The 14,289-nt window shown below is 46.4% G+C and carries 13 protein-coding genes, 3 pseudogenes and 1 riboswitch; of the genes and pseudogenes, 5 read left to right on the forward strand and 11 right to left on the reverse strand.

Features of this window, described 5'->3' with window-relative positions; genetic code table 11:
- Window positions 1-67 precede the first annotated feature (67 nt).
- Window positions 68-2,149 (reverse strand): ATP-dependent zinc metalloprotease FtsH, encoded by a 2,082-nt coding sequence (ftsH, locus tag ACLGGO_RS25240; RefSeq protein ID WP_446421338.1) that lies wholly within the window; start codon window positions 2,147-2,149, stop codon window positions 68-70.
- A gap of 223 nt (window positions 2,150-2,372) precedes the next feature.
- On the opposite strand from ftsH, the gene ACLGGO_RS25245 reads away from it, so the two are divergent.
- Complete coding sequence (locus ACLGGO_RS25245; protein ID WP_446421339.1) at window positions 2,373-3,194, forward strand: Uma2 family endonuclease; 822 nt, start codon at window positions 2,373-2,375, stop codon at window positions 3,192-3,194.
- Between the two features lie 173 nt (window positions 3,195-3,367).
- Here ACLGGO_RS25245 and ACLGGO_RS25250 read toward each other — a convergent pair.
- The 7 genes and pseudogenes from ACLGGO_RS25250 to ACLGGO_RS25280 form a co-directional block, all read right to left on the reverse strand.
- Window positions 3,368-3,634: pseudogene (locus tag ACLGGO_RS25250) on the reverse strand (cation transporting ATPase C-terminal domain-containing protein); the annotation flags it as partial.
- 51 nt (window positions 3,635-3,685) lie between these two features.
- Window positions 3,686-3,940, reverse strand: a pseudogene (locus ACLGGO_RS25255) (cation-transporting P-type ATPase); the annotation flags it as partial.
- Between the two features lie 202 nt (window positions 3,941-4,142).
- Entirely contained in the window at window positions 4,143-4,745 is a 603-nt protein-coding gene (locus ACLGGO_RS25260) for an exopolysaccharide biosynthesis protein (protein ID WP_446421340.1), read from the reverse strand.
- Window positions 4,717-4,896 (reverse strand): hypothetical protein, encoded by a 180-nt coding sequence (locus ACLGGO_RS25265; RefSeq protein WP_446334084.1) that lies wholly within the window; start codon window positions 4,894-4,896, stop codon window positions 4,717-4,719. Before ACLGGO_RS25265 ends, ACLGGO_RS25260 begins: the two co-directional genes overlap by 29 nt.
- An 87-nt stretch (window positions 4,897-4,983) precedes the next feature.
- Entirely contained in the window at window positions 4,984-6,321 is a 1,338-nt protein-coding gene (locus ACLGGO_RS25270) for an SLC13 family permease (protein ID WP_446421341.1), read from the reverse strand.
- 493 nt (window positions 6,322-6,814) lie between these two features.
- A complete protein-coding gene (locus ACLGGO_RS25275; protein WP_446421342.1) occupies window positions 6,815-6,961 on the reverse strand; it encodes a hypothetical protein in 147 nt (48 codons plus the stop codon).
- Window positions 6,962-6,980: 19 nt separating this feature from the next.
- Window positions 6,981-7,113: riboswitch (cyclic di-AMP (ydaO/yuaA leader) on the reverse strand.
- 187 nt (window positions 7,114-7,300) lie between these two features.
- Window positions 7,301-8,632 carry an esterase-like activity of phytase family protein gene (locus ACLGGO_RS25280; protein ID WP_446421343.1) on the reverse strand — a complete coding sequence of 444 codons (1,332 nt, stop codon included), beginning with the start codon at window positions 8,630-8,632 and terminating at the stop codon, window positions 7,301-7,303.
- Window positions 8,633-8,958: 326 nt separating this feature from the next.
- On the opposite strand from ACLGGO_RS25280, the gene ACLGGO_RS25285 reads away from it, so the two are divergent.
- A complete protein-coding gene (locus ACLGGO_RS25285) occupies window positions 8,959-10,164 on the forward strand; it encodes a tetratricopeptide repeat protein (RefSeq protein WP_446421344.1) in 1,206 nt (401 codons plus the stop codon).
- A gap of 131 nt (window positions 10,165-10,295) precedes the next feature.
- Complete coding sequence (locus ACLGGO_RS25290; protein ID WP_446334089.1) at window positions 10,296-10,673, forward strand: response regulator; 378 nt, start codon at window positions 10,296-10,298, stop codon at window positions 10,671-10,673.
- 102 nt (window positions 10,674-10,775) lie between these two features.
- Here ACLGGO_RS25290 and tftA read toward each other — a convergent pair whose 3' ends face one another.
- Window positions 10,776-12,131, reverse strand: coding sequence for a hormogonium tapered terminus morphoprotein TftA (tftA, locus tag ACLGGO_RS25295; protein WP_446334090.1), 1,356 nt, complete (start codon window positions 12,129-12,131; stop codon window positions 10,776-10,778).
- A 222-nt stretch (window positions 12,132-12,353) separates the two neighbouring features.
- On the opposite strand from tftA, the gene ACLGGO_RS25300 reads away from it, so the two are divergent.
- On the forward strand, window positions 12,354-12,929 hold the full coding sequence (locus ACLGGO_RS25300) for a hypothetical protein (RefSeq protein WP_446334091.1): 576 nt from the start codon (window positions 12,354-12,356) through the stop codon (window positions 12,927-12,929).
- Window positions 12,930-13,103: 174 nt separating this feature from the next.
- Here the strand turns inward: ACLGGO_RS25300 and ACLGGO_RS25305 are convergent, their stop codons facing one another.
- Both ACLGGO_RS25305 and ACLGGO_RS25310 read right to left on the reverse strand, forming a co-directional pair.
- Window positions 13,104-13,517, reverse strand: a complete 414-nt coding sequence (locus tag ACLGGO_RS25305) for a hypothetical protein (protein WP_446421345.1) — start codon at window positions 13,515-13,517, stop codon at window positions 13,104-13,106.
- On the reverse strand, window positions 13,450-14,085 hold the full coding sequence (locus ACLGGO_RS25310; RefSeq protein ID WP_446421346.1) for a PAS domain-containing protein: 636 nt from the start codon (window positions 14,083-14,085) through the stop codon (window positions 13,450-13,452). Before ACLGGO_RS25310 ends, ACLGGO_RS25305 begins: the two co-directional genes overlap by 68 nt.
- 62 nt (window positions 14,086-14,147) lie before the next feature.
- Between ACLGGO_RS25310 and ACLGGO_RS25315 the strand changes: the two are divergent.
- Window positions 14,148-14,289 (forward strand): annotated as a pseudogene (locus ACLGGO_RS25315) (RNA-guided endonuclease IscB); the annotation flags it as partial.

Consider the following 14,289-nt stretch of genomic DNA (forward strand, 5'->3'; position numbering starts at 1 on the left):
CCCGCCCCTACACACTCACGCACCCTGCCAGACTAGCGAGTGCGTTGGGTCAAAACTCAAAACTATTCTATGACGCTAAACGATTAGCCTCTAACGCTACAAAATTATCCACCGGACGCACTTGTTGCAGCAGATTTTGTAAATTTTCCCCTTCAATCACCTCCGTTGCTAATATCTGTTGAGCAATTTGTTCCAGTAAATCACGATTATGATTGATAATCGCTAAGGCTTTCTGATGGGACATTTCCACAATTTCTCGAACTTCACCATCAATGGCTTTTGCCGTTTCATCACTCAAACTCCGGCGTACATTTCCTCCATTATTGCCCAAGAAACTATTACCTTGAGCCTGATTATACGCCAAAGGGCCCAAAACTTTACTCATGCCATACGTCGTCACCATGCGTTCAGCTAACTCGGTGGCGCGTTGCAAATCATTAGCCGCCCCCGTTGTGATATTGCCAAAGACAATTTCTTCAGCGGCGCGTCCCCCCAAAAGTGTGGAAATATCACCCCGGAGTTCCGCTTCATTCATCAAAAAACGGTCTTCTGTGGGTAGTTGTAGCGTGTATCCCAAAGCAGACATTCCCCGTGGCACAATTGAGATTTTCGCCACTTTACCACTCCCTGGCATTAATGCACCGACTAAAGCATGACCAACTTCGTGATAGGCGACAATCTTCTTCTCGACATCGTTGAGAACCCGGCTTTTCTTCTCCAACCCCGCCACGACTCGTTCAATGGCTTCGGCGAAGTCGGCTTGAGCAATGGTTTCTTGGCGCTTGCGGGCGGCTAATAGGGCGGCTTCATTGACCAGATTGGCTAAATCAGCCCCAGCAAACCCAGGAGTACGAGTTGCGATCGCGTGCAGATCCACATCCTCACCCAATTTGACTTTTTGGGCATAAATCGTTAAAATCTCTTTGCGTCCAGCTAAATCAGGACGGTCAACCAATACCTGACGGTCAAAGCGTCCGGGACGTAACAATGCCCGATCTAAGCTTTCAGGGCGGTTCGTCGCCGCCAGAACAATTACCGTCGCATCCCCAGCCGCAAACCCATCCATCTCCGTCAGCAATTGGTTGAGCGTCTGTTCTCGTTCATCATTCCCGCCACTATGGAAATTCCCACTACTCCGGGATTTCCCGATCGCATCCAATTCATCAATAAATATAATACAGGGAGCTTTCTTTTTTGCCTGCTCAAACAAATCCCGCACCCGGGCGGCGCCGGTTCCCACAAACAGTTCCACAAACTCCGATGCGGAAATACTAAAGAAAGGCACCCCCGCTTCCCCAGCCACGGCTTTTGCCAAGAGTGTTTTCCCTGTTCCCGGAGGTCCCACCAACAGCACCCCTTTCGGGATTCGCGCCCCAATTGCGGTAAAGCGATCGGGATTTTGCAGGAACTCGACAATTTCCACTAATTCTGTCTTGGCTTCCTCCGCCCCAGCCACATTAGCAAAGGTAATTTTAGCCGATTCCCCTTCCACATAAACTTTTGCCTTGCTTTTACTAAATGAAAGCGCACCTTCGGTGTCTCTGTCACTGCGGCGCAGGAAAAACTGAAAGGCGGCGACGAGGATTAGCGGCGGAACTACCCAACTTAACAGACTCAGTAACCAACCATTTTTCGGCGGCGGTGCGGCAAAAAACTCAATCCCCTGTTCCTGAAGATTGTTCACCAAATTCGGATCATCGATTCGCAGCGTAGCATAGATTTGTCCTGTTTGCTCATTCTCATTGAGCAGTTCCTCCTCGGGGTTGAGTGGATCTTCAGGTGTCGGATTTAACGGATTCTCAGGTGTGTCCAGCTCAGGTGTTTCCGCCGTCTCTAAAGGCTGTTGTGGGGTTTCCAGCAAGTCTTGAGTGGCTTGGAGTGGATCTTGGGCGGCTTGCAGCAAGTCTTGAGTGGCTTGGAGTGGATCTTGGGCTGGCTTAAGCTGAAAAATCACTTGTTCTTCCCCCACCGAAACCCGTGCAACTTTTCCGTCGTCGAGTTGGTCGAGAAATTTGCTATAGGGAACCAGGGGAAACCGAGGGGATTTGGGTACAAACAAGTATCCCACTAAGGATACACCTGCCAGAATCAATAGAATAAGAGCAATCTGGCGCCCGTGTGGCGATTGCGGTTTGTCTTTAATACTCATATATTCGTTCTCTGCACGCTTGCTGCCGTGGGCTTGGGTGGATGGGGGAATTCCTATTTTTAGGGTAGCAAGGTTCGGCGAGGACAAGGGAACTTTTCTTACCCCATCCTGTTGAGTGGCGATCGCACAGTTGAAAGGATTAGCTCGGAAACTTGCTGTTTAACAAATAATTTGAGATTTGGGATTAAACTAGAGGTAGCCATTTTGCCCCTTAACCATCATCATGACCTTTACTCAAAATTCCGAGGCGGCAGCAAGTTTAACGATATCGACTGAAGTAGAGGATATAATCATTCCACCCTCGGATTTATGGAGTGATGAACCGCCGTTGGAAAGTGACCTGCATCGCGATCAAATAGAGCTGTTGCTGGCTTGTCTGAAGTGGTGGTGGCGAGAGCGCACGGACTTCTATACTACGGGCAACTTGACGATTTATTTCAGTCCCGAACATATTACCACGCGGGACTTTCGCGGACCTGATTTTTTTGTGGTTCTGGGTACAGAAAATAAACCCCGCAAAAGTTGGGTACTCTGGGCTGAACAGGGGAAATATCCGAATGTCATTATTGAATTGCTTTCTAATAGCACGGCTAACGTTGATAAGGGATTTAAGAAACAGCTTTACCAAGACACCTTTCGCACGCCAGAATATTTCTGGTTTCACCCCGACACGTTGGAGTTCCAAGGATTCTGCCTAGTTAGAGGAACTTATCAACCCATAGAGCCAAATGACCAAGAGTGGCTGTGGAGTCAGCAGCTAGATTTGTTTGTGGGGGTGTATGAATCAAAGCTGCGGTTTTTCAGTCCCCAGGGGCAATTAATTCCCACTCCCGAAGAAAGAGCCGAGCAAGAAAAACAGGACAAAGAACTGGCGCAGGAACAGGCTCAACTGGCGCAGGAACAGGCTCAATTGGCGCAGGAACAGGCTCAACTGGCGCAGGAACAGGCTGAAGCCGAACGACAACAACGAGAACTGGCGCAACAACGAGTGGCGGAACTAGAGCGTCGGCTGAAGCAGTTAGGTGTTGAGCCAGATACACAATAGTAAGGTATTTTAGGTTGAATGGCACTGACTTAAACGGAATATTGCCAACTCGGAATTTCCCCTTTTGTAGAGATGTTCCGGCGGAACGTTTCTACTAGGGGTCAAGGTGAAAAGCGTTTTTTTCAGTCTTGATACAGTACCGTTTAGTTAGGTCTGACGACTTACATTTCCGGTTACCCTATCGCCGTTTTCCGAATGCTGAACCAGTTAATCACTAGTTTTTCCAGTTCAATCCAAACAAACATTAAAGCACTGAAACCAAAACAAACCAAAAGTTCTAGAGGACTTAACCAGTGAGTGCCAAAGAAATCCCGCAGGGGAGCCACATAAATTAGCATTAATTGTAATGCAGTGGTCAAGGTAACAGCACTCATAACGTAGGGATTGGAGAAGGGATTGAGTTGCACGGTTAGCTGAGTATGGGAACGAATCGCGATCGCGTCTTTGGGAAACACCCCATTTCCTAAATCCAGTACCCCTGACACGATGGCTACGGCAATCAGCATCACTAACATGATATTCGTGAACTGATCCCATAAGATTGCCAGGGGACTACGCCCCCCTGTTTCTGTTAATTCATTTAACCCATAGTGCTGCTGCCTCTGGGCAATTTGTGCGGGGGTTAAACCCCTTTCGGGGTCACTTTTTAGACGTTCTAGTGCCTGCTCAATGTCCAGGGTATGCCAGGGTTGAGTGGTATCGGGAAGAGGACTCGAAGCGGCAGATGAGGGTGTAAGAAATGACATAGTTGGTGGCGATTAGTCTAAGGTAAAAACGTTTAGGGAAAAATCAAACCAAAAAACGAGACACCTGATTTCTGAAAGGGATAGTATTTTCCCAAAATGGGGAGGAGTAAAAGCCTTATCAATCGCAGGATAAAGCTTTCTTAAATTCCGTGACAAGTAAGGTTTAGGTTTATTTTCTAATTATATATTATCCTTTATTTATTCAAAATGAAATAGGCAGTAAATGAGAGCCTTGCCAGAGTGCATAAGCAATAAAAGCAAAAACTAGAGTCACTAAAGCGGTTAGTCCATACCCCACACACATCAGCAAACCATCTTCTTCTAAGGTGGCAACAACCAATAACAAAATCGCGGCGGTTGGCATCGGATTCGTGAAAGGAAACGGTAATATCAGTAGCACGGCTAGCCAGGTCATACAACACCCATTCCAGCGCCAAATTTTAGGACTTTCTGCTACGTTTAGCCAACGAGGACGCACAATTTTTTCCAGCACCCTCATCACTCGCTTCAAATTTTTTAGCAGTTTTAAACTCAGGCTAGGGGGAAATCGAAAGTTGGCAACTTTTCTAGGTAACCACGGTTTTCGCCGTCCCAAAGCCATTTGCACGGATAACACTAAGCAGCCTAATCCTAATACACTTGATGCTCCGGGAGGCATGGGAAACAAAAAGGGTAAAACTAATAAGCCAATGACTAAGCTGAATCCTCGCTCAGAAGTTTCTGTGAGAATATCTCTTAGCGTTAGGGGTTGATGGGTTAATCGGCTGAGTAGGGACTCAATGTCTTGAGTAAATTTTAGGTGCATTTGTCGGGGTGATCACAACTTCACTAACATAATCATTAAGACCATAGTCTTGGGCAACTAAATCCCGCGTAGACGGTTTGCGATCGGGCAGAAGTCGGGGTGCGGCGAGAGTCAGGTAGATTAATCCGACAATAAAGGTAATAATACCCAATATCCTTGCTTCCCGACCAGAAGCAAGCTACGTCATTTATCATTTGCCTTGTCTCCACCACAACACAATAATGCCCAAAAAACCAAGCTACAAGAAAAAACGAATTGTAATATATAAAGCTGCCGTTACTAGTTGTATCACCATTACAGGTACGCCGTAACCTAAAAAGGTTTTAAAAGAAATCCGGCGTCCATGGAGTTCCGAAATACCCGCCGCCACGATATTGGAAGAGGCACCAACGAGTGTGCCATTCCCTCCCAAGGTAGCACCAAACATCATGGCATAGAAAAGGGGTAGTACTTCTGGGGGAAATTGACCCTCAAAGGTGGGAGATAGGACATCTGCTCCCACAAAACCCACATTAACCAGGTACTGTTTAAGCAGTGGCACCATTGCCACGACTAGAGGAATATTGGGAACAACACTGGAGAGTAAACCAACCAAGAAAAGTAGTAAGAGTGAACCGAGGAAAATATTTTGTCCCAATAGTACGGCGAGTAGCCGGGATAAACCGCTGAGGATACCCGTTTTTTCCAGTCCACCAATGATCACAAAAATAGACATAAAAAATAGCAAGGTACTCCAGTCTACATCCCGTAAGATGTTGTTAACAGTATCAATCTTGCTATGGTGAGCCAACAGTAACGCTAACGCCGCTCCCATCAAAGCGACAGCCGCTGGGGAAATTGGAATAGGCAGTGAGTCTCCTACCACAAAAAATACCAGCACAAAAGCCATGATAAACCCCCCAGCGATTAAAACTCTAGGATGCTGAATTTTCGGGTGGGGCAGTTGATTCAAATTATCCAGCTTTTTCTGCCAAGTTTTTGGGAATAAGAAGGGCAGCATAACGACAATTACAGCAACGGCAATTCCTCCACCTAAACTCAACTGCATTAAGTAGTCTATAAAGCTGATATTGACGGCATCTCCTACAATAAATGTTGCTGGATCACCGACAAGTGTGAGTAATCCAGCACTATTAGCCACCAGCACCATTAAAATGAGTAATGGCACGAAGTTTACCCCAATTTCCTGTGCTAAGGGTGGCAGTAACGGAGCTAATAACATTACCGTTGTCGCATTTGGCAACATGGCACAAATCGGGGTAGTAATAGCGACAATCCCTAGCAGAAGTTGCTTTCCTTCTCCTCCCGCTAATACGACCATTTGTGTGGCTAAGTAGTCAAATAGTTTAGTCGGTTCAAATGCCCGTACCAGAACCATTACACCAAAGAATAAAGCCAGGGTTTCGTAACTCTGACTGATATATTCAACGGCTTCATTCAGGGTCATGATGTGGATAAAAATTAGCAGTAATGCACCCAAAAAAGCCGCAATTGTTAGGTGCATCCATTCAGTCATAATTAAGATAATGACACCGGCAAAAGTTGAAAATGCAATAATCTGAGACCAAGTTTCCATAAATTCCCTCATGATTGAAGTGGATAAGGGGAAGATGTTCAACGAAAAAAGTACCCAAAGGATAAAGGGGGTAACAAAAGCAGATTGGGTAGAAAAAACCAACCCCATGCCTACTGGCGTGACACAGCTAAAATTGTAGAATGGATTTTCCTATTGAATCGGGCGCAAACCTTCATTGGTGTCAACTTAAGCTCAGACAGAATGCAATACCTTGACGCTACCCCAGAACCGGGAGGGAACGTTTCCCCCTACCCCCCTCATTCCCCCCTGCGAGGGGGGAGGACAAAGGATGTTTCACTTTTTTTGCACGGGAGATGACAAAGCTTGCGCCCCTACAGTTTCCGGACGTAATTCTAATCCATTAAATTAGGTGTGCCACGCTACTACAACCTAGGTCTATTTATAGCAGTTAATAGAGACTTCTAATAAAAGTCTCTACGAAAGGGCTAATGTGGTTGCTTTTATTACATTAAGTAGGTGGGGACAATTAAAGTTAACTGTGAGGATGGTCATTCGTCATCCACCAGCAACAAATTTCCGCAAAGCTGAACTGAAACGACATGGACAAAGCCTCAACTTCAAAAAGCAGGTACAAAAAATTGAGCAGTACCAGCGCCTGAAACTGATGAGATCGAGACATTCCTAAAAATGCTGATTCTTCAGTCTCCTCCCAATGCCTACGGAGTTAGCTGACGGGCTAGGACTGAGAGTTGTCCCTCTCTACTCGGGTTTCGAGTCTGAGATATGCCCCAAAATTTGGTTCCCCCGCTCCAGCTTCACCTTGTTACTCAAATTGGTTTCTCAGTGAAGGACTGGATTAAGCTGACTTACTCTACTTAATCTCTTATGATATTGCTCCGGGAGCAAAAAGTCAAGAGAGAGGGAAGAGAATAGCGGGTGTGAACTGTTGTCTTTAGCGAGTCAAAGTTCACCGGGCTTACATTTAACTCTCAAGAGTCGTCGAGGTGGTTATGATTCTTTATCCTTTATTTAACCGAAACAAAAGAAACTGCGTCACCTGGGCGTCATTAAAGTTATCATCACTAACCAATACCAAACTCCGACTCCCATCTGGCAACCGTGAACCCAAGGTCATCCCTTCCAGATTATCTACATAAATTCCCAAAGTACTCAAATCCAGCAGCAATTTTTTCTTCACCGGATCAAGGCGAGAAATATCCCCCTTGAGACTGGCAATATTAGAGGTATCCGTCGCCCCACCCAGCGTTAGTTGATAAATTTGGGCGCTGAGTCCCAACAACCCATAACTCCGTTCTAAACTGAGAAAGTGACCTTCTGTATCTAATGCCACTAATTCCGATAACCCATAATCAATCGTCCCTTTCGGGGCGGGAGCCAGTGGATACAAATGTTCCGCTACCAGCAGGGGTGGGGCAATGTCGCTAATTAAATAATGCAGTAGCCGAATTCGGGGAACGTCATCTGAATCTGGGGGTAAACTATCTTGAATTAAGGCGGATTCAGTGGCTGTAAATAGGCGAAAGGGATCGCCACTGGCTACCGCTAACGTAACCGGCTCTAAGGTTAAGGCTTCAAAGCCTAAGTTTTCTTGTACGCCACGGGGAAGTTGTTCCTCTTGCGTATTATTATTTGGGAGAAAACGATCAGGAATTCGCAAGCTTTGTAACGGTTGTCCCGTTTGGCGGTCAAACTCTTGAATAACGGGTTCAATTCCCCGACTGGGAACCCCTTCAGTTGAAATAAATACGCCCCCTTTACCCGACAGGGCGATTCCTTCGGGGTCAATGGTTCCTGGGAGATAGGATTTGCCGTTTTCGTCTTTAAGGATGGTTACATCCTCCACGGTGACGGATTCAATGCCAATCTCTCCTGCCGAGTCGCGGTTAATATTCAGCGCTAGGGTGTAAAATCGGGCGGGCGCGAGATTTGACCGATCATCAGACAGTGCCAAAAAACGATCGCGATTTCGATCATAGGTGAGGGCGGATAAGCCGCCGACGGGAGTATCCTCAAACATCATCGGTTTGGCAAGTTGGTACATAGCCAAAAAGTCCAAGGATAAATCCAGAAACGTCCGCTGTTCGGCGGTTCTAGCGGTAGAGGGACTACAGCTAGTCGTCAACAGGGTCAACAACGCGATCGCAACGACTAAGAGTCGAGATAATAAGGGGCGAAGGAGCTTGATTTTTAGGAAATTTTGTGTTATATGCTCAATCATAAGAAATGTCAAAAGTCTTAGGGTAGGGGCTTGCTTTAGCCATCTTGCCCGTTTAGATGGGCAAATTAAGTACACAGCCGTCTGAAACTCTAAATTGATTTTAAGCGTCAATGGTCATTACATTGGCAGATAAAGTCAACTACCCCACCCATAGCTTGACTATGGACGAGGTATCTAGCCGTGAAAGATTGATGATATTGAATCAGAAATCGAGACTTAAGCCCTGAACTAAAGTTCTCCTCTTAAAGCTAAAACCTGTTTTCACGGGTTAAAAGCCTTTAATGTAGTAAGCCCTAGGATCAAAGCTCAAGTCCAGGCTTTGGGGACTGAAATCCATATCCAGTTAGCTCTCTTCTGACTTGAGCTTTTGGGTGCTTGGGTTGAAACCCAAGGCGGTTTAACTTAAAACCGTGTTGCATCTTATACAGATTAAATTAATGAGAAAAGTTCAACTACTCTTTTGCATAGCAGCGCTCTGGGTAGGGTTAAGTGGTGGAACATTAGCCCAACCCGCCGAAACGAATCCACCCAATCCTCTAGAACTAGATACCACCGCTGATCCTCTGCTTCCCAATCCCCCCGTAGAGCGCCCCTTAAGCCCCTTAGAACGCCGCCGACTGGGTGAAGCCCTCGATCAACTGAATAATCAAGCCGCCGCCGAACTCAGGGCGGGAAATTTAGAAGATGCGTTTGATATCTGGTATCGAGAAATTCGTTTACGACGAGTCCTTGGGGGACGATTAGAAGAAGTCAAAACCCTAGGGCGTGTGGGCGAAATTGCCTGGAGTAGGAATGGGAAATCCCAAGTACAGTTGATTACCAAACGCTTAGAAACTATTCAGCAAAATGCTGAGGAAGAAGGAGACTTAGATCCAGAACTTTTAGGCGCATTAGGTCAAGCCTATCAACAAGTACGAGTTCCCAGACAAGCCCTAGCTATCTATGAGCAAATTTTAGCCGATGCTCGTCAACAAGGTGATCTGCAAACTCAAGCCGAAATCTTAGAAACAATCGCCCAACTTCACTTGGCTTGGTTTGACTATCCCCAAGCCGCTGCCATTTATGAGGAATTATTAGCAATAGCCCAAGCAAGGCGCGATCGCGTGGCGGAGGTTAACTATCTACAAGAACTGATCAACATTTATAAGCAATCCCAGAAACCCGAAAACGCCCTGCGGATCAAGGAACGGTTAGTAGACAGTTACCTCAACCAAGAAAACTATACTCAAATCCCCGCCCTGAAAGTTGCCATTGGTGCTGATTACGAAGCCCTGAATCAACCCGAACAAGCCTCTCGAAGCTACCAGGAAGCTTATGCACTCGCTTGGTCATCGCAACAGTTTGCTTATGCCAGTGATGCACTCGAAAAATTAGCCCAACTCTATTTATCTTACGACCAACCCGACTATGCCCTCAAGGTTTACGAAACCTTGATTATTGTGGAACAACAGTCCTACAATTACTATGGATTGATGCAGGCTTATGATCAAATGGGTCAGATTTATCTCGCCCAAAACAACTATGATCAAGCCTTAGACGCTTTTCAAAATGGTCTAGTCTTAGCCCAGTCGTTGCAGTATCAAGAAACCCATTTTGCTCGTCAAATTGAGAGAGTTAATCAGGAGGAAACAAGTAATAAGTGATCATTCATAAGCATACCCTCGAAGGTTGTGACGGGTCAATTGTAGGGGCGGGTTTAATAAGATTAGAGCAAAAAAAAGAATAATCATTAAATCCGTTCCTACACAATCCAACCTCACAACTATTTTGATTTATGTCTACCAAATGTATCCTGGTCATTGATGATGAACCTAACCTTTGCTTAGTCATCCAAGCTTGCCTCGAAACGATTGGCAATTGGCAAGTGATCACGGCTGAATCTGGCAAGAAGGGACTAAACTTAGCCCAAACTGAACAACCTGATGCGATTCTCTTGGACGTGATGATGCCGGATATGGATGGGTTGACCCTATTTAAAGAGTTGCAAAAGTCTCCCAGCACTAAAAAAATCCCTGTAATTTTACTCACGGCAAAAGTATTTAACAACGAAATAACTCAATTTAATCAGTTAGGTATTGCTGGAGTTATTGCTAAACCCTTTGATCCAATGACGTTAACTAAGGAGGTGACTAAAGTTTTAGATTGGTCATAATGTATTGGGTGCATCCCCTTTTTGGCAGTAATCCCCGACACCCGATGAGGAGTTTGAACTCCGGGCTAAGAGCTTCCGTCTAAAACTCTTAAGCTTTTAGTCTTAGAAAAAACCGGCTGATTCGTAGAGACGTCTGAGAACAGCCATAATCCGATCGCCATACTGCAAATCAGCTGACCAACGTCCGCTCAGCTGCTGGACAAGCGGCGCAATCCCACGAGTGACAAAGCGAAACCGGGGACTGACTACTTCTTGTACCAAAGGTTCTAAACTAGCGTAGGCTTTTAATTGTTGAATATGGGCGCGAACTCCTAATCTGGCGCTAGGGAATGTCGCCCCCTCCGGATCACCACCGACTGATCCTAAGCCGCCAAAGTTATTTTGACTAGGTTTCAAATCACCACCAAAACGGAGGAAGTTCGTTTCCACCATGGCTTGAGCAAAAGCAATATCATAATTAACCCCTTCAATGGCGGCTTCTTCTCGGTAAAGCTTGGGTAAGTCCGGAAACTGAGCGAGGGCGTCTTCATTATTGGCTTTGAGGAACATCATTAACTGCACCTCTGACGTATTCCCATGTGCCATAATTCTGTCAATTTGACCCGGACAAATTTGTAAAATTGAGCGCAGAATTACCGTGCGTGTCGCCGCATCCCAACCGACTGCAATATTATAGTCTCGCAATTCAATCGCTTTAACGTAAACCACTCCCCGATATTGGAGACGGCGAATACCTGGAATGGTGGTTAAATCGACACCCAAGCGGTCGGCTAAGTCAATGGGAATATAGGCATTGTTATTAACAATAATGCCTTGCTCTCCATAAGTTTGATTATTAATAGTGATATTAATGGGGGGATAGGTAACATCCGTTCCATTTCCCGGTTCCGTTCCCGAAACCGCCCGACTCCACGCCGCTAGTCCGTCAGCAATCCCTAACGCCATCTCGCGGCGGCGATTTTGAATAATAAAGCGATCCTCTGGATTGGTGAGATAGCCAACCTCCATTAACAGTGAGGGGAGAAAAGTATCGCGGGTAAAGGACAGAAAACCCATCCCTGTCGCCGTATCCGGCTTCGCCCCTCGGTTCGGCAATTGGGGAAGGCGTCGCAGTAGTGCGAGTAGGATCAGTTCAGCATGATTTTTGCGTTCGGTGTTATTGGCGATGTAGTAAGCCGTAGCCCCTCGGACACTGGGATTGGGGGAAGAACCAGCATGAATTTCCAGCGCCACATCGCCAGGACGATAACGAGCATTCATCCATTGGATTGATTCGGCTGAACTCAAGTCATCCGGGACAGAGAGAACCTCAAAGCCACGCGATCGCAACTCTGGGACAATCTGATCCCGCAGCAGAATCATCTGTTGAGCTTCCGTTGTACCTCCTGCGATCGCGCCTAAATCGCGCCCCCCTTGTTCAATTCCTCCGTGTCCGGCAGAAATAAAGATTCGTCCCATTAGTTACTTGTCCTCAGCACTGATCATTCGCACTCACCGCCACTAATCCAGAATAAGGATTTCGGGGTCTTTCGGCTAGTGCTTAACCGTATCAGTTTTGCCTCACCTCCATCCAGGGAGGGAAATGGGATAGAAACGTAGCACACCATCTCTAGAAGCCGGAGATAGTGTTACCATCTTTCATAATTAGGTTAAATCTGGTTTTCATCTAGGCGAGCGGCTATGGCTAAGCGCAAAAAACACAATCTCCAATGGATCAAAGAAACCCTAGAGCTAAAAGAAGACCACAACTGGACATCTAAGCCAGGACATCGGATCTTCGTAGCAGGGCGAGGAGCATTGCGCTTTGACGTTCCCGAAGATTGGCATTTTGAACCGGATACCAAGTCATTTCGGTTTCTGGACAACAAGCCACCCAACGATGATTGTCGCTTAGAAGCGTCCTATAATCTACTCCCCCCAGGCGACTGGGCTGAATTTCCCTTAGTTTCTTTATTAAAGCGAGTCGTTCGAGATGATGAGCGGAATATAACTGAGAAGGGCGAAATTATTGAACTGAAGCGCCAAACCGCCCGCATTGTCTGGACTCAATTCAAATTTATTGACCCTCACGAAAACCGCGACGCCTATTCCCGCATCTGTATTGGCTTAGGTTCTGGAGTTCAATGCTTAATTACATTTGACTACTGGGTAGACGATGCAGAGCGCCTGAACCCCGTCTGGGACACGGTGATGGACTCTTTAGTGCTTGGGTTGTTTATCCGCGATCCCAGAACCGGATTCGCCTTCCCGGATTAGTCCCTTCTTTGAGATCCCAGAGGTAGCGTGCTAAGCCTCTACATTCCTCACCTGATACCAAATCCGGGGAACGCTACCCCCGTTATAACCCAGTCCGCGCAGGCGGACGAAAGGGCCAGTGTAGCAGCGATTTCAATCGCCGTGGAAAAAGGGGGTAATAAAGGCTAGCAACCTCTAATTAATAGATTCAATGAGTTCAATAATTTCATCAAAACAAAAATTATGTACCCAGTGAGTAAGTCCTTCAATTAGAGCAACATGACAGTCCGGAATTTGCTCAATCAATTGAACAATTCGGTCAGAATCGACTTCAATTGCCGCTTGATGAAGTTCAGCCACCCACGCCGCAGGCATTACCGCCAAGTCATCAGCCGTTAGTATTGCCTCATCTCCCCCACTCGTTGAGGTTTGGATGTCTTTACTTTGGCTATCCTGGGCTAAAAGTGCTTCTTCTGCTTTATGTCTTGCCCAACCAATCGCAATGAGTTCTCCGACTAGTTTAAGCAGGTTAATATCATCCTCAAATAATAGAAGCCGCCGTATGGCTGAGAATCGGATTAAGTCTAGCTTGGGAGGTTTTGAGAGCATCTTCTGTTTGTTTGCGTGCTGTGATATCCCATCCCACGATCGCGATCAGCCAATTGCCAGGAGTATCTTCAAAGGCTGAGATGTTACAACAATGCCATATCCAACTCCCATCTTTATCTCTAACTCGGTGTTCAATACCGGATAGTTTTTCACCTGTGCTGGCGACTTGGTTGAAGGCTTGCCAAAGTTGGTGGACATCATCAGGATGGACAAAGGGTTCAAAGGATTGACTCTCGACTTCAGTCGCTGTGTACCCAGTTAGATTGATGATGTTGGGGGAGATATAGCGAATGACTCCTTCTGGGGTAAGGATAACCAGGATGTCATTAGTGTTTTCAACGATGCTGCGAAATTTGAACTCCCTGTCAGCCAGGGCGATTTGAGTCTGTTTGCGATCGCTAATATCACGAATTGTCAGTACAGCTACCTTGTCCTCGGCGACTCCCGTACAGCTTCCAGAGATTTGTAAGATTAATGTGCGATCGCCTTGGATAAATTCGTATTCCGCCACCTCATACCCACCCTTTCGCATCTGCACATCGGGGTAGGTATCCGGCTCAATCAGCACTCCGGCTTGCGCTAACGGCAGCAGTTCCCTAAACTGAGAGCCGATGATAGTAGAGTGCGGATGTTCTCCAACGAATATTAGCTCAAGCCAAACGTCCCCAATTGGATGCGGCTGCCGTCAATTCTACCCGATGGAAGTTGTATCGCCAGTTAATGGCTACAGGTTTACCAGTTGAAACGGGGACAGGTGGCAGGACAAAGTTTA

Source organism: Coleofasciculus sp. (assembly GCF_046565525.1).
Lineage (GTDB): Bacteria > Cyanobacteriota > Cyanobacteriia > Cyanobacteriales > Coleofasciculaceae > Coleofasciculus.